The following is a 15,447-nucleotide window of genomic DNA, read 5'->3' on the forward strand; positions in this document are numbered from 1 at the left end:
GGCCCTTCCTGGTCCCAGCGGTGGCGGATCCGTACGGATTTGCCACGGCGGGGGCCAGGGACGGGTGGCTGCCGGAATGCGCCGCTGGTCGGCAGGGTTACTACCTGGCGGAAGCTACCCGAGCGCGCGAGGGGGTTGGACCGGTGTCGACCGAGACACGGAGCCTGGAGTACGGCCGCGAGACGCGGCGCCCCGACCGGAGGCGGAATGGTCCGGCCTCCCGGTCGCCGGTCGACCGGGCCCCGACGTACGCCGGTGCGGGCCGAACCGAATCGCCCGCCCGTCATTTCCGCGTATCCTCGGCGGGACAGCCGAGTGGTGCCGTGGCGGCGTTGCCGCCCGCCGCACCGACTCGGTATCGAGGCGAGGGAGACGCGCGGTTGACACGACCGGAGAGAACGGACGAGCGGACGGACGAGCGTCGGGCCCGGTTCGAGCGTGACGCGCTGCCGTTTGTCGACCAGCTGTACGCGGCCGGCCTGCGGATGACCCGGAACCCGGCGGACGCCGAGGACCTGGTGCAGGAGACCTACCTGAAGGCGTTCGCCGCGTTCCACCAGTTCGAAGAGGGTACGAACCTCAAGGCCTGGCTGTATCGGATCCTGACCAACACGTACATCAACTCGTACCGGCGTCGGCAGCGGCAGCCCGTGCAGGCGCCCACCGAGGAGATCACCGACTGGCAGCTCGCCGAGGCCGAGTCGCACACCTCCAGCGGCCTGCGTTCGGCCGAGACCGAGGCGCTGGACCGGCTTCCGGACAGCGACGTCAAGGAGGCGTTGCAGCAGCTTCCGGAGGAGTTCCGGCTCGCCGTCTACCTCACCGACGTCGAGGGGTTCTCCTACAAGGAGGTCGCCGACATCATGGGTACGCCGATCGGCACCGTGATGTCCCGGTTGCACCGTGGTCGGCGGAACCTGCGCAAGCTGCTTGAGCGCTACGCTGCCGAGCGGGGCTTCACCGCCGCCCCGTCGACCAGGTCCGCGACCGCCGGCCAGGAGGTGTGAGCGAGCATGAGTTGTGGTGAACCGCACGAGACGGACTGCCGTGAGGTGCTCGCCGAGGTCTACGTCTACCTCGACCTCGAGTGCGACGACCAGCGGCGGGTGCTGATCCGGGACCACCTGGACGAGTGCTCACCCTGCCTGCGGGAGTACGGCATCGAGCAGGAGGTCAAGGCGCTGGTCGCGCGGTGCTGCGGCAACGAGACCGCGCCGGCCGATCTGCGCGAGCGGCTCCGGGCCCGGCTCGCCGACATGGTCTTCGGCACCGAGACCCGGGAGTACCTCCCCGACTGACGCCCGGGGCGGGTTGCCCCCGAGGCGGTGGTCGCTGCCGCCGGGCGCAGGCTCGCGGCGGCAGGGCTACGACGCGCCGGACCGGTCGGTCGGGCCCGGGGTGGAGGGCCGGCGCGAGCGGAGCTCGCCGCTGGTGTCCCCACCCCGCCGACCGTCCAGGTCCGGCGTCGTCGTCTCACTCAGGAGTTGGGGCGCTTGCCGTGGTTGGCGGCGCTCTTCTTGCGTGCCTTCTTCTTGCGTGACTTCTTCGCCATGTCGACCTCCCGTCTGTTCAGCGGCACCCGGTAGTGCGGTGTCGTCGCCGAGCGGCGGGGAACAACCCGCACTCCGCCCGCGCCGGGCAATCTTCCCACGACAGCGCCGCAGCCCTGCGCCGCCCGGCGGCGTGGGCCACCGGGCGGCTGCCGGTGGCCCGGGTGACGCGCGGATCGCGGAGTTTCCTGGCGGATCGCGACGGTCCGGGGCCGGCGTCGTCGGCGTGTGTCGGGCACCTGATCGGCGCCGCGGGTCATGGCGGGGCCGGCCGCATGATTGGATACCGTTCGCAGGGCAGGAGCGCCGACCCGGCGCCGACGAGGGAGGGCCGATGGCCGAGGAGATCCGCGCCGAGATGGTGGCGAACGTGTGGAAGGTCGTAACCACGGTGGGTGACACCGTCTCGGAGGGCGACACGCTGGTGATCCTCGAGTCCATGAAGATGGAGATCCCGGTTGTCGCCGAGTCCGACGGGGTGGTGCGTGAGCTGGCCGTCAACGAGGGCGACGTGGTGCAGGACGGCGACCTGATCGCCGTCATCGAGTGAGTCGTCCCCGGTGGCCCGCCCACTGGTCCGGCTCGCCGAGCCGGCAGACTTCGCGGCGATCGCCCGGTTGACCGTTGCCGCCTACCGGGCCGACGGCCAACTGGACGCCGCCCCGGACTACGCGGAGGCGCTCGCCGACGTACCGGCCCGGGCCGGGGCGGGTGAGCTGCTCGTGGCGGTCGACGAGGAGACCGGCGAGGTGCTCGGCTCCGTGCTGTTCGTGCTGCCGGGCACGCCGTACGCCGAACTGTCCGGGCCCGGCGAGGCCGAGTTCCGGATGCTGGCGGTCGACCCTGCCGCACAGGGGCGGGGGGCCGGCGAGGCGCTGGTGCGTGGCTGCCTGGACCGGGCGGCCGCGCTCGGCTGCCAGCGGGTGATCATCTGCGTCCGCGACTTCTCCGCCCCGGCGCACCGGCTCTACGCGCGGCTCGGCTTCGTCCGTCTTCCGGAGCGCGACTGGTCGCCGCTGCCCGGGGTCGAGCTGCAGGCGCTCCAGCTCGACCTCGTCGAGGCGCGGGTACCGGCGCCGAGGGTGTCGGTGCCGCAGGCGGACCGGGCCTGAGCCGGTCGGCCGGGTGTCCCGGCCCGGGGCCTTGGCTCGCCGACCGGACGCAGGGTCAGCCGGTCGGGCGCCCCGGCTCGGGCGCGCCGACGCGGTCGAGCAGCTCGAAGGCGAGTTCCAGGGCGAGCTGTTGCCGCTGTTCGAGGCTTATCTCCGGCTGACGCAACGCGAACAGGCTGCCGTGCACGGCGAAGATCGCCATGGTCGCGCGGAGCTGGTCGCCGGGTGTCGGATCGGGGCCGGCGAGGACGTCGGCGACCCGCAGCAGCCGGTCCCGCATCATCTGGCCCGAGGAGAGCTGCTTGACCACGGTCTGGTTCTGCTCGAAGAAGCGCATCACGGACTGTCCCTCGTTGCCGAAGAACTCCTCCGCGTAACGCCGCAGCGTCGCCCGACGGCTGGCGGCGTCGGTGGGTTGCCGGGCGGCCCAGTCGATCAGCTGGTCCAACCGGTTGATCCGGTCGGCGACGAAGCTGTCGACGATGTCGTCCTTGCTCTTGAAGTGGTAGTAGAGCGCGGCCTTGGTCACTCCGAGTCGTTCGGCGATCTCCCGGAGTGAGGTCTTCTCGTAGCCCTGCTCGGTGAAGAGTTCGAGGGCCACCTGCTGGATACGGGAGCGTGTGTCGCCTGTGCTGCCGGTCACCCCTGACCACCTCTCTAATCGCTTGACGGGCGCCCGGCGCCAACTTACCGTACGGCAGGTAAGATAACTAGCCGGTCGGCAAGTAAGTGAACGGCACTCAGGGGGGAGCTTACCGATGACCGCTACGGCGGATGCGCCGGTGCGCCAGGTCAACATCAGAGTGGTGCTGGGTGGCCTGATGATCGCCATGATGCTGGCGATGCTTGACAACATGATCGTCAGCACCGCGCTGCCAAGGATCGTCACCGAGTTCGGCGGGCTCAACCACTTCACCTGGGTGGTCACCGCGTACGTCCTCGGTTCCACCGTCTCGACGCCGATCTGGGGCAAGCTCGGCGACCTGTACGGCCGCAAGACCGTCTTCCTCAGTTCGATCGTGCTCTTCCTGATCGGCTCGGCCCTCTGTGGCATGGCCGGCTCGAACATGCTCGGCGGCCCCGGCGACGGCATGATCGAGTTGATCGCCTTCCGGGCGGTGCAGGGCCTCGGCGCGGGCGGCCTGATGGTCGGCGTGATGGCGATCATCGGCGACCTGGTGCCGCCCCGGGAGCGTGGCCGCTACCAGGGCATGATCGCCGGCATCATGGCCATCGCCATGGTGGCCGGGCCGCTGGTCGGCGGGTTCATCACCGACCACCTCTCCTGGCGCTGGGCGTTCTACGTCAACCTGCCGCTCGGCGGGGTGGCCCTGCTCCTGCTGGCGACCCGGATGCACCTGCCGAAGTACCGCACCGAGCACCGGATCGACTGGCTCGGCGCCGCGCTGCTCTCGGTCGGCATCACCGCGATCGTGCTGGTCACCACGTGGGGCGGCAACGAGTACGACTGGGGCTCCGCGCAGATCCTCGGGCTCGCCGCGCTCGCCGCGGTGACACTGGTCGCCTTCGCGCTCGTCGAACGTCGGGTGGCGGAGCCGATCCTGCCGCTGTGGCTCTTCGCCAACCGCAACTTCGCGGTGATCTCCGTCATCGGCTTCCTGCTCGGCTTCGCGATGTTCGGCGCGATGAACTTCCTGCCGCTGTACCAGCAGACCGTGCAGGGTGCCTCCGCGACCAACAGCGGCCTGCTGCTGCTGCCGCTGATGTTCGGCATGCTGGTGGTCTCCATCGTCGTCGGCCGGACGATCACCAAGACCGGGCGGTACCGCTCGTTCCCGATCATCGGCGGCATCGTGATGACCGTCGGCATGGGGCTGCTGACCATGCTCGACGTCGGTACGAGCAAGGTCGAGTCCTCGCTCTACATGGTGGTGCTCGGCGTCGGCATGGGCTTCCTGATGCAGACCTCCATGCTGATCGCGCAGAACAGCGTCGAACAGAAGGACCTCGGTGCGGCCAGCGGCGCCGCCACCTTCTTCCGGTCCATCGGCGGATCGTTCGGCATCTCGCTCTTCGGCGCGATCTTCGCCAACCGGCTCGCCGACTCGTCCGCCGGGGCGATGATGGGCGGCGGTGGCGAGGGCGCCGGGGTGGACCTGGAGGCCCTGCGCCGGCTGGCACCGGAGCAGCAGCTCGCCGTACTCGGTGGGCTGGCCGACGCGATCGGCGCGGTCTTCTGGTGGGCGGTGCCGTTCGCGCTGGTCGTCGCGGTGCTGGCCTGGTTCATCAAGGAGATCCCGCTGCGCGGCTCCAACGACGCGCCCGCCGCGACCCCGGAGGAGCAGGCGGAGACCGCCCTGGCCAGTCCGCCGGTGCGCTGAGCCCGGGCACGGTGTACCGACCTCACCCGGCAGTCCTGACCGCCTCGGTCAGGACTGCCGGGTGAGGCGCTGCCACATCCGACCCCACAACTGGCCGAAGCGGCGGGGCCGGGGCACGGTCCGCCCGGCCGGCGGCGCGGCGAGCAGCTGCCGGGCGGCGGCGAGGACGGCCGGCTCCGCCTGTGGGGTGGCGAGCACCAGCCGGGCCAGCGACCGTTTGATCGAGACCGACCGGCGCTGGGCCACCTCGATCGCGTCGGTGAACCGCGCGGCGACGACGTCGGCCACCTCGGTACGCACCGAGGGATCCATCCAGGCGGCCGTGACCAGGGCGAACAGCGCCGCCTCGGTGATCCAGTCCTCGACGCCCCAGACCAGGTCCAGCAGCACCCGGCGACGGGTCGACTCCGACCACGGTTCGTCCGTGCGGTGGTGCAGCAGACCGAGGCAGGCCCAGACCTGGACGGAGCGGTGCCACAGCGTCGGGTCGTGCTCGGCCAGGGCGCGACCGAGTTCGGTCGGTGGCGCCCCGGGCGGATGGGCCAGCAGCCCGAGCAGGTCGTCGAGGTCCAGGGTGGCCAGTCCGACCGCGGCGTCGTAGGCGGCCGGCGGATGCGGCCAGGCGGGATGGGCCAGGTGCCGGATCCGCTCGACCGCCGAGTCGGAGGGCGCCGGTACGGCCGGCACCGGTGTCGTGCCGTCGTACCGCCACAGTTGGAGGGAGACCTGGCGACGTGGCTGCCGGAGATCGGGCTCCGGAACCTGGTCGACGGTGACGGTCACGTCGGGGATCGTGGTGAGCAGCGCCCGTACCGCGCTCGGCGGTTCCGGTGCCGTCATCCGCAACTGGCCGCCCCCCTCGGGCTCGGCGGCGGCGAGCACCTGACGCAGCACCGCGACCACCGCCTCGGTGGCCGGCGGGATCCGACCGAGCCACGACTCGCCCTGGCAGCACTCGGCGAGGTCGCTGTGCTCGTGGGAGTCGTCCGGATGGTCGCGGGCGAAGTCGGCGAGGGCGACCAGGTGGTCGAGGTTGCCGTCCCGGCGGTAACGCAGCCGGTGGCCGGTGTGCACCGCGCAGTCGAACGTCGGGTCCCGGGCGAGTGCCCGGTCGACCCAGTCCAGTGCCTCGTCGAGCCGGCCGTGGTCGGCGAGGGTACCGGCGATGTCGGCGTACACGGAGAGGTCGTCGGGGTCGTGGTCGACGGCCCGGCGCAGCGCCGCGAGCGCCTCGGCGGTCCGGCCGGCGCTGCGGTAGGCGTAGCCCAGCCACACCTCGGAGAGCTTCGACGGCAGTTCCCGGGCGCCCTGACTGGCCCAGTCGACGGCCAGGGTGACCGCGCCGACCCGGCGGGCCAGCGCCGAGGCCGCGCCGAGCAGCAGCCCGTGTCGGGGATGCGCGGCGACCGCGTGCCGGGCCAGCCGCAGGTACGGCCAGAGCGGCTCCCGGGCCTGCTCCGGTACCGGGTCCGGGACGCCGGCGCAGACCTGCATCAGGACCCGGGCGATCCGGTCCGGGTCGAGATGTCCGGCCAGTTCAGGGGCGCTCACCCAGGGCACGCCAGCCCAGTCCGCCGACGGGGCGTGGCCGGTGGCGGCGGCGAGCAGTTCCAGCCCGTCGCCGGGGCGGCCGGCGGCCGCGAGCAGGTGGGCGCGGGCCACCACGGTGCCGATGAAGGGGTGCTGGTCGAGGGGGAAGAGGTCGACCCCGCCGTCGGCCCGGGCGGCCAGCTGGGCGAGCGCCTCGTGCACCTCGGGCATGGTCGGGGCGTACGCGATCGCGCCGGCGAGGTGGCCGGCCGCGTGTCGCAGGTCCCCTTCGTCCAGCGCCAGCCGGGCCAGCGCCAGCTCTCCCTCGGCCGACAGCCGGGGATCGTCCGTTCCCTCGGGCACCGACTAGACCCTCCGCCGTACGTGGTTTTTCCCCTGGGTTGGGGAGCCTAGGGCATGGCGAACGACCTTGGTGATCTACTGCGCAAAGCTGATCGCTAGATTGCTTGAACGGCTCGAATCGTGCAACCCTGAGCATGAAACGCGCGGAAACCGAGCATGGATCCGAGCGGCCCGCAGCATGTCCCGAGCGTGACGCCGGGCAGGAGGAGGTCATCGTGGCGCAACCAGGTGCCGGTATGGCGGCGGACGTCAACGAGCAGCCGGCGGGCTACGCGAGGCTGCTGGAGCCGTCGTCGCTGACCGCGATCGCGCAGGTGGCGGCCGTGATCGCCGAGCGCCGGCCGAAGCACGTGGTGTTCACCGCCCGGGGCACCTCGGACCACGCCGCCCTCTACGCCGCGTACCTCACCGAGATCCGGCTCAACCTGCCCGCCGGCCTGGCCTCGCCGAGCGCGATCACCCTCTTCGGCGCCCGACCGGACATGTCCGAGGCACTTGTCATCGGGGTCAGCCAGAGCGGCGGCTCACCGGACCTGACCGAGGTGCTCCGGGTGGCCCGCGCCTCCGGTGCGCTGACCCTGGCGGTGACCAACAACCCCGACTCGCCGCTCACCTCGGCCGCTGAACTCGCGATCGACGTCGTCTCCGGGCACGAGCGGGCGGTCGCCGCCACCAAGACGTACACCGCCGAACTGCTCGCCCTGCTCCTGCTGGTCGAGGGGATCCGGGCCGGTGACGGCCGACTGCCGGCCGACGAGCGGGCCGCGCTGGACACCCTGCCGGACCTGGCCGAGCGGACCCTCGCCGACCCGCTGCCGGGTCAGCTGGCCGCCCGGTACCGGTTCGCCGACCGGATGGTCACCACCGGCCGGGGGTACGCCTACCCGACCGCCCGGGAGGCCGCGCTGAAGCTGATGGAGACGTCGTACCTGCCGGCGCTCGCCTTCTCCGGCGCCGACCTGCTGCACGGCCCGTTGGCCATGACCGACCCGGACGTCCCGGTCCTCGCCGTGGTCGGAGCCGGACCCGGCGGTACGGCGATGCGCGAGGTGGTCACCAAGGTCGGCGAGCGGCGGGCGGACCTGGTCGTGGTCGGCCCGGCAGACGTGCCCGGCGCCGCGGCCCGGATGCCGGTACCGCAGGTCGACGAGCGCTATGCGCCACTGCTGGACATTCTGCCGGTGCAGCGCCTCGCCCTCGCCCTGGCGCTGGCCCGGGGCGAGGACCCGGACGCCCCGCGCGGGCTGCACAAGGTCACCTCGACGCTCTGAGTCGGTCCGCCGGCGCGGTGCGACCGAGGTCACGTCGCGCTCTGGCGCCTTCTCCGGTACCCGCCGTGGTGGTGGGCATGGCAGGCTTGCCCCGTGTCCACGCTGCGTGATCTCGCCGAGGAGCACACCGCTCTGCGTCCGGTCGACATCGACCATCTGCACCGGGTGGCCGGCGAATGGCAACTCCTCTCCGACCTGTCCTTCGCGGATCTGCTCCTCTGGGTGCCGGTCAGCGGGACCGACGCCTTCGTCTGCGTCGCCCAGGTGCGGCCGACCACCGCCCCGACGGCGTACCAGGACGACCAGGTCGGTCGGATCGTCGGCGGTCCGGAGGTGGCACACCTGGCGATCGCCTACACCCAGGGCCGGATCTGGCGGGAGGGCGACCCGGTCTGGTACGGCGACACCCCGGCCCGGCACGAGGCGATCCCGGTACGGCTGCGTGCCGGCGACGGCGAGTCCGGCGAGGTGATCTCGGTGGTGGGCCGGGACACCAACCTCTCCACCGCCCGGACCCCGAGCCAGTTGGAGCTGAACTACCTCACCACCGCCGACGATCTCGCCCAGATGCTGTCGGACGGGACGTTTCCCCCCGCCCGGCACCCCGGGGAGACCACCACCGCCCCCCGGGTCGGCGACGGCCTGATCCGGCTCGACGCGCAGGGCAAGGTCACCTACGCGAGCCCGAACGCGCAGTCCGCGTACCGGCGGCTGGGTTTCGCCTCGCACCTGGTCGGTGAGGACCTCGCGGCACTGAACGGCCGGCTCGCCGCCGACCCGCTGGAGGGGACCGAGGCGGCGAACCGGGTGCTCGCGGCGCTGCGCGGTGAGGCACCGCCCCGACGGGAGATCGAGGCGCGCGGCGCCACCGTGCTCACCCGGGCGCTGCCGCTGATGCCCGCCGGAGTGCCGATCGGCGCGCTGGTCCTGGTCCGCGACATGACCGAGGTACGCCGCCGCGACCGCGCCCTGATCACCAAGGACGCGACCATCCGGGAGATCCACCACCGGGTGAAGAACAACCTGCAGACGGTCGCCGCGCTGCTCCGGCTGCAGGCCCGCCGGGTCGGCATCCCGGCGGCCCGGGCCGCCCTGGAGGAGTCGGTACGTCGGGTCGCCTCGATCGCGCTGGTGCACGAGACCCTCTCGATGTCGAGCGACGAGGCGGTCGAGTTCGACGGCATCGTCGACCGGGTGGCGGCGGCCGCCGCCGAGGTCGCGGCGACCGAGGTACGGGTCCGGATGAGCCGGCAGGGCAGTTTCGGGGTACTGCCGGCGGAGATCGCCACGTCGTTGGTGATCGTGCTGAACGAACTCCTGCTCAACGCGGTCGAGCACGCCTTCCCGCCACCGGCCGAGAGCGGCTCCCGCCCGGCCGACGCCGGCAACCCCGCCGATGCCGGCAGCCCGGCCGACCCGGGGCCGGCCGACGCCGGCCCGGCCGGGCCGGCCAACCGGCCGGCCGAGGAGACCACCGCCCAGCCGGTGACCGAACCGCCCGAGGTGGTGGTCTCGGCGCACCGCTCCCGCAAGCAGTTGCACGTGACGGTCGCCGACAACGGGCGGGGCCTGCCGGCGGACTTCGACGCCGACCAGGGCAGCCGACTCGGCCTGCAGATCGTCCGGGCGCTGGCCACCGGGGAGTTGCGCGGCACGATCGAACTGCGCAACCGGGACGGCTGCGGCACCGAGGCTCTGCTCGTGGTTCCGCTGGTCCGCTGACCGTCGACGGTCAGCCGGCCCGGGTCAGCAGTGCCACGGTCAGACCGGGGACCGTCCACCGTCCGTCCAGGCGGAACCGGGTACGCAGCGGTTCCGCCTTCGCCGCCGCGACCCCGGCGAGCGGATCGGTCCGTTCTCCCCAGATGAGCAGCCAGACCCGGTCGACGGAGTCCAGACAGGTGGCGGGTACGGGACACTCGCTGGGCCAGAGATCGGCTCTGCGTACCGCGTCCTGCCGCAGCAGCACGTCCCGGGGGCGGTCACGACGCAACTCGTACGCGATCGCCACGTCGAGGAAGGCCCATCCGCTGCGCGGCGAGTAGACGATCCCGTCACCGGGCCGCTGACCGGCCGCGATGATCCGGGCCGCCGCCGGGTAGTCGACCTCGGCACTGCGGGGCGTCTCGTGGGTCCGCCGGACCGCACGCTGCTCCGGTGCGCCGACCAGGCCGGTGACCAGCACGATCGCCACCCCGGCGGGGAGTCGGAGCGGGGCGAGTGTGGTGGCCGCGAGCAGACAGCAGAAGGGCAGTACGAACAGCAGGTAACGCGGCACCCAGAGCGGGGTGAGTTGCCCGCCGACGAAGAGCAGTGCCACCGGCAGCAGCACGGTGACTGCGAGTACCGGCCGCCACCGGCCGGCGCCGGCCAGCCCGACGGCGGCCAGCCCGAGCAGCACGCCGCCGAGGGTGCTCGCCTGGGTGAGGGTGGCCGGCAGGTCGACCAGATCGCCCGGCCCGGGCCGTTCCACCCAGTTGAGCTGCCGGCCCTGTTGTCCACGGCCGAACACCGCCAGCGGCGCCAACAGCACCGCCGCCGCCGCGACCGCGATCGACCATCCGGCGACCCGGCCGCCTCCGTGCTGCCCGCCGGGGTTCTCCCGGCCCTCGCCGTACTGCCCGCCGGGGTCCTCCGGGCCGTCGCCGTCCTGCCCGCCGGCGGTCTGGCCGGTCCGCCGGGTGCGCCAGTCGAGTGCGACGGCGGCCGCGTGCCCGGCGACCACGCTGACCGCGAAGAGGTTGGCCAGACCCAGTCCGACCACGGCCACGGCGTAGCCGGTCCACCGCAGCCAGCCCGGTCGGTCCAGGGCCCGGACCAGCAGCAGGGTGGCCAGCACCGCGAGCAGGCTGGCGAACGCGTACGGGCGGGCCTCCTGGCCGTACCGGGACGTGCTGGGCAGTACCGCGAAGAGCAACCCGGCGAGCAACCCGGTACGGGCACCGAACAGCCGGGTGCCGAGGACGGTGGTGAGCCCTGCGGTTCCGGCCATGCCGAACGTGGACGGCAGGCGCAGGGCGGTCACCGAGTCGCCGGCGACCGCGATCCAGGCGTGGACGAGCAGGTAGTACGGCGTGCTCACCGCGTCGATGTGGCCGGCCAGCCGCAGCAGGTCGCCGACCGGTCGGGTCGCCGCGCTCCAGGTGGCCAGCTCGTCCCGCCAGAGTGGGGCCCCGTCGAGCTGGACGGCGGTGATCAGCAGTGTCGCCAGGGCCGGCCACAACCAGAGCGCCTGGCGGAGCCGATTCGGCGCGGGACCGCCCACTACCGCCGCCTCGATTACCTGTCCGGTCGGGATCCCGGTTCGCGACCCGCCGCCCGCGTGCCCGGGGGACTGTCTGACAGGGCGCTGTCTGTCGCATTTGCCCTGGTACGAGGAATAGTAGCGTGAACTCCGCCACAGCGGGTCCGCCAGTCGGGATCCCCGCCGGCGACTGTGGTCCGGAGGATATGGATGTGGGACCATGACGGGTATGACCGCCGCCGTGCGCCGTTTCGCGAGGCCGGGTTTCACCTCCCGTCGCCACGTCGACTACGGCCGCGTTCGCAGCGCGATCTGTCCGGCCCACTGACGTCGCCTGGACCTTTCCGTCCCGGGCGCGCACCGCGCCGGCCCTCTGACACGTCGTCGTCGACACCGTCGCCGGCCCGATCGGCCGAACGCCGTCGGTTGCGCGCCCGTTCCGCCGCACCCGACAACGGAGGACGCCGCGATGGCGGTCAGCAGTACCCCGGCCCGACCCGGCGCCACAAGCGACCCGGCGGCTGCTCCGGCCCGGCCGGCCCGGCCGGCGCGCCGCCCGCGTGGTGAGGGGCAGTGGGCGCTCGGACACCGTGAACCGCTCAACCCCAACGAACGCAGCAAGCGGGACGACAACCCGCTCAACGTACGGGCCCGGATCGAGAGCATCTACGCGCACCGGGGCTTCGCCTCGATCGACCCCGCCGACCTGCGGGGACGGTTCCGCTGGTGGGGGCTCTACACCCAGCGCAAGGCCGGGATCGACGGCGGACGTACCGCCGTGCTGGAGCCGCACGAGCTGGAAGACGAGTACTTCATGCTCCGGGTCCGGATCGACGGCGGGCAGCTCAACCTGGCGCAGTTGCGCGTCGTCGCCGAGATCTCCCGCGAGTTCGCCCGGGACACCGCCGACATCACCGACCGGCAGAACATCCAGCTGCACTGGATCCGGGTCGAGGACATGCCGGAGATCTGGCGCCGGCTGGAGGCGGTCGGGCTGCAGACCACCGAGGCGTGCGGCGACTGCCCCCGGGTCGTGCTCGGCAGCCCGGTCTCCGGCGTCGCCGAGCGGGAGCTGCTCGACCCGACCCCGGCGATCGACGAGATCGTCCGGCGGTATGTCGGCGACCCGGCGTACTCCAACCTGCCCCGCAAGTTCAAATCGTCGATCTCCTGGCTGGTCGACACGCCGTACGAGGTCAACGACATCGCCTTCCTCGGCGTCGAACACCCGGACCACGGGCCCGGGTTCGACCTCTGGGTCGGCGGCGGGCTGAGCACCAACCCGATGCTGGCGCAGCGGCTCGGTGTCTGGGTGCCGCTGGACGAGGTGCCGGACGTCTGGGCCGGCGTGGTCGGCATCTTCCGCGACTACGGCTACCGGCGGCTGCGGCACCGGGCCCGGCTGAAGTTCCTGGTCGCCGACTGGGGCGTGGAGAAGTTCCGCGAGGTGCTGGAGAAGGAGTACCTCGGCCGGAGCCTGCTGGACGGTCCGGCGCCGGAGCTGCCGGGCAAGCCGATCGACCACATCGGGGTGCACCGGCAGCGGGACGGGCTCAACTACGTCGGGGCGGCGCCGGTGGTCGGCCGGACCTCCGGCACCCAGCTCGCCGAACTCGCCGACGCCGCCGCCGAGCACGGCAGCGGCCGGGTCCGGCTCACGCCGTACCAGAAGCTGCTGGTGCTCGACGTGCCGCCGGAGCGGACGCAGTCGCTGGTGGTGGCGCTGCGCCGGATCGGTCTGGAGCCGTACCCGTCGGTCTGGCGGCGGGACACCATGGCCTGCACCGGCATCGAGTACTGCAAGCTGGCCATCGTCGAGACCAAGGCCCGGGGCCAGGAACTGGTGGCCCGGCTGGAGGAGCGGCTGGCCGGTGTCGACGTGGGCGAGAGCGGGCTGAGCATCCACATCAACGGCTGCCCGAACGCCTGCGCGCGGACCCAGACCGCCGACATCGGGCTCAAGGGCCAGCTGGTGGTCGGACCGGACGGCCGCCAGGTCGAGGGATTCCAGGTGCATCTGGGCGGCGGCCTGGGCATGGCGGAGGGCCAGAGCGCCGGCTTCGGCCGCAAACTGCGCGGCCTCAAGACCACCGCGGAGGAGCTTCCCGGGTACGTCGAGCGGCTCACCCGCCGCTACCTGGCCGGGCGCACCGCCGACGAGAGCTTCGCGAACTGGGTCGTGCGAGTCGACGAGGAGGAACTGCGATGAGTGGTGACACCCGAGCCGCGCCGATGTACTGCCCCTACTGCGGTGAGGAGGACCTGCGGCCCCACGCCGAGTCGCACGGTGCCTGGGAGTGCCGCGCCTGTGCCCGGGTCTTCACGGTGAAGTTCACCGGGCTGCTCGCCGCTGCCGTCTCGACCGAGGGGAACCCGTCATGAGTCCGGTTGTGGCAGCCAACCTCGGCCTGGTGAAACTCGGCCCGCAGGCGCCGGCCGACCCGGCCCGGCGTAGCCCGGAGGAGCTGCGGGCGCTGGCCGAGCAGGCCAACCGTGAGCTGGAGGGCGCGCCGGCCCAGGAGATCGCCCGGTGGGCGGCCGAGGAGTTCGGCGACCGGTTCTGCGTGACGAGTTCGATGGCGGACGCCGTCCTCGCCCACGTGGTCTCCCGGGTGGCCCCCGGCGTCGACGTGGTCTTCCTCGACACCGGGCTGCACTTTCCGGAGACGCTGAGGGTACGCGACACCGTGGCCCGGACGCTGCCGGTCAACGTGCGCTCCATCCGGCCCCGGCAGACCGTCGGCCAGCAGGACGGCGAGTACGGCCCCCGGCTCTTCTCCCGGGCACCCGACGAGTGCTGCGGGCTGCGCAAGGTGGAGCCGCTGGAGCGGGCGCTGGCCGACTACGACGCCTGGGCGGCCGGGTTGCGCCGTGACGAGTCGCCGACCCGGGCGAACACGCCGGTGGTGGGCTTCGACCCGCGTCGCGGCAAGATCAAGGTGAATCCGATCGCGGCGTGGACCCAGGCCGACGTCGACGCGTACATCGCCCGGTGGAACATCCCGGTGAACGAGCTGTTCCGGCAGGGCTACACCTCGATCGGCTGCTGGCCCTGCACCCGGCGGACCAAGGCGGGGGAGGACCCGCGGGCCGGCCGGTGGGCGATGTTCGAGAAGACCGAGTGCGGTCTGCACGTCTGACCGACGGATCGGACCCGGTCGTGCTGGTGGCGCACGGCAGCCGGGACCGCCGGGCCGCGGTGGCGACCGAGGCGCTCGCCCGCGCCGTCGCGGCGGCCCGGCCCGGCCTGCTGGTGCGGGCCAGCTACCTCGACCATGCCCCGCCGCGGCCGGCCACCGTGCTGACCGAGTTGGAGGCCGCCGGCCATCCGGCGGTGGTGCTGGTCCCGTTGCTGCTCACCGCGGCCTATCACGGCCGGGTCGACATCCCCGACGCCGTCGTGGCGGCCCGGAGCGCCGGGCTGCGGATCCCGGTACGGATCACCGGGGTCCTCGGGCCGACCGGGGGTGGGCCGCATCCCGAGTTGCTGGCCGGGCTCTGCCGTCGGCTGACCGAGGTCGCCGGACCGTTGTCGGCCGGTGGTGACGACGCGGTGGACGGTGTGGTGCTGGCCGCCGCCGGCACCCGGGACGCCGCTGCCCGGCGTACGGTCGAGCGGGCGGCTGAGGCGCTCGCTGCCGTGTTGAACGTGCCGACCCGGGTCGGGTACGCCTCCGCGTCGCCGCCGACCGCTGGCGCCGCCGTGGCGGAGCTACGGGCGGCCGGCGCCCGACGGGTGGCGGTGGCCACCTACTTCCTCGCTCCCGGGCGGCTCTACGAGACGGCGATGGAGTCGGCGCGGCAGGCGGGTGCGGTCGCGTTGGCCGCGCCGCTCGGGGACGCGCCCGAATTGGCCCGTCTGGTGCTGGCTCGGGCTGATGAACCCCACCACTCAGCGTGATCAACGATACCGAGGGTTACGGAGCGTGTGCGGGCCGCCGAAACCTTCCCGGTTGATTGGCGGAGCGTGTGCGTGGCGATCAGATCTGTGATGGTGTTCTCACGATCGGGACCGTGACGGGCACCTATGGTGAA

General features: G+C 72.7%; 15 protein-coding genes. 11 read left to right on the top strand and 4 right to left on the bottom strand.

Annotated features, from left to right (window positions below):
• Nucleotides 1-143: 143 nt before the first annotated feature.
• Entirely contained in the window at nt 144-1,007 is an 864-nt protein-coding gene (locus tag V1633_RS01310) for a sigma-70 family RNA polymerase sigma factor (protein WP_407951937.1), read from the top strand.
• A 6-nt stretch (nt 1,008-1,013) separates the two neighbouring features.
• On the top strand, nt 1,014-1,298 hold the full coding sequence (rsrA, locus tag V1633_RS01315) for a mycothiol system anti-sigma-R factor (RefSeq protein WP_331212215.1): 285 nt from the start codon (nt 1,014-1,016) through the stop codon (nt 1,296-1,298).
• Nucleotides 1,299-1,477: 179 nt separating this feature from the next.
• Here the strand turns inward: rsrA and V1633_RS36880 are convergent, their stop codons facing one another.
• A complete protein-coding gene (locus V1633_RS36880; RefSeq protein ID WP_369814844.1) occupies nt 1,478-1,552 on the bottom strand; it encodes a 50S ribosomal protein bL37 in 75 nt (24 codons plus the stop codon).
• 332 nt (nt 1,553-1,884) lie between these two features.
• Between V1633_RS36880 and V1633_RS01320 the strand changes: the two genes are divergently transcribed.
• The gene (locus V1633_RS01320; RefSeq protein ID WP_331212216.1) at nt 1,885-2,100 is read left to right on the top strand and encodes a biotin/lipoyl-binding carrier protein; all 216 of its coding nucleotides are present in this window, start codon (nt 1,885-1,887) and stop codon (nt 2,098-2,100) included.
• 10 nt (nt 2,101-2,110) lie between these two features.
• Nucleotides 2,111-2,662 (top strand): GNAT family N-acetyltransferase, encoded by a 552-nt coding sequence (locus V1633_RS01325; protein ID WP_331212217.1) that lies wholly within the window; start codon nt 2,111-2,113, stop codon nt 2,660-2,662.
• A 55-nt stretch (nt 2,663-2,717) separates the two neighbouring features.
• On the opposite strand, the gene V1633_RS01330 is transcribed toward V1633_RS01325, so the two are convergent.
• Entirely contained in the window at nt 2,718-3,305 is a 588-nt protein-coding gene (locus V1633_RS01330) for a TetR/AcrR family transcriptional regulator (RefSeq protein ID WP_331212218.1), read from the bottom strand.
• A 115-nt stretch (nt 3,306-3,420) separates the two neighbouring features.
• Here V1633_RS01330 and V1633_RS01335 point away from each other — a divergent pair, with 115 nt between their 5' ends.
• Nucleotides 3,421-5,004, top strand: a complete 1,584-nt coding sequence (locus tag V1633_RS01335; RefSeq protein WP_331212219.1) for an MDR family MFS transporter — start codon at nt 3,421-3,423, stop codon at nt 5,002-5,004.
• Nucleotides 5,005-5,052: 48 nt separating this feature from the next.
• Here the strand turns inward: V1633_RS01335 and V1633_RS01340 are convergent, their stop codons facing one another.
• Nucleotides 5,053-6,897: a tetratricopeptide repeat protein gene (locus V1633_RS01340; RefSeq protein ID WP_331212220.1), complete on the bottom strand. Its 1,845-nt coding sequence runs from the start codon at nt 6,895-6,897 to the stop codon at nt 5,053-5,055.
• Nucleotides 6,898-7,133: 236 nt separating this feature from the next.
• Between V1633_RS01340 and V1633_RS01345 the strand changes: the two genes are divergently transcribed.
• Both V1633_RS01345 and V1633_RS01350 read left to right on the top strand, forming a co-directional pair.
• Nucleotides 7,134-8,168: an SIS domain-containing protein gene (locus tag V1633_RS01345; RefSeq protein WP_331212409.1), complete on the top strand. Its 1,035-nt coding sequence runs from the start codon at nt 7,134-7,136 to the stop codon at nt 8,166-8,168.
• Between the two features lie 93 nt (nt 8,169-8,261).
• Complete coding sequence (locus tag V1633_RS01350; protein WP_331212221.1) at nt 8,262-9,890, top strand: histidine kinase N-terminal domain-containing protein; 1,629 nt, start codon at nt 8,262-8,264, stop codon at nt 9,888-9,890.
• Nucleotides 9,891-9,900: 10 nt separating this feature from the next.
• On the opposite strand, the gene V1633_RS01355 is transcribed toward V1633_RS01350, so the two are convergent.
• Nucleotides 9,901-11,433 (bottom strand): glycosyltransferase family 39 protein, encoded by a 1,533-nt coding sequence (locus V1633_RS01355; RefSeq protein WP_331212222.1) that lies wholly within the window; start codon nt 11,431-11,433, stop codon nt 9,901-9,903.
• 448 nt (nt 11,434-11,881) lie between these two features.
• On the opposite strand from V1633_RS01355, the gene V1633_RS01360 reads away from it, so the two are divergent.
• From V1633_RS01360 to V1633_RS01375, 4 genes are read left to right on the top strand one after another with little or no spacing between them, the layout of a single operon-like run.
• Entirely contained in the window at nt 11,882-13,621 is a 1,740-nt protein-coding gene (locus V1633_RS01360) for a nitrite/sulfite reductase (protein ID WP_331212223.1), read from the top strand.
• Nucleotides 13,618-13,794, top strand: coding sequence for a hypothetical protein (locus tag V1633_RS01365; protein WP_331212224.1), 177 nt, complete (start codon nt 13,618-13,620; stop codon nt 13,792-13,794). The genes V1633_RS01360 and V1633_RS01365 overlap by 4 nt, the downstream gene beginning before the upstream one ends.
• Entirely contained in the window at nt 13,791-14,552 is a 762-nt protein-coding gene (locus tag V1633_RS01370; RefSeq protein WP_331212225.1) for a phosphoadenylyl-sulfate reductase, read from the top strand. Before V1633_RS01365 ends, V1633_RS01370 begins: the two co-directional genes overlap by 4 nt.
• On the top strand, nt 14,534-15,313 hold the full coding sequence (locus V1633_RS01375) for a sirohydrochlorin chelatase (protein WP_331212226.1): 780 nt from the start codon (nt 14,534-14,536) through the stop codon (nt 15,311-15,313). The genes V1633_RS01370 and V1633_RS01375 overlap by 19 nt, the downstream gene beginning before the upstream one ends.
• Nucleotides 15,314-15,447: the final 134 nt, after the last annotated feature.

Source organism: Plantactinospora sonchi, from assembly GCF_036422035.1.
Taxonomy (GTDB): domain Bacteria; phylum Actinomycetota; class Actinomycetes; order Mycobacteriales; family Micromonosporaceae; genus Plantactinospora; species Plantactinospora sonchi.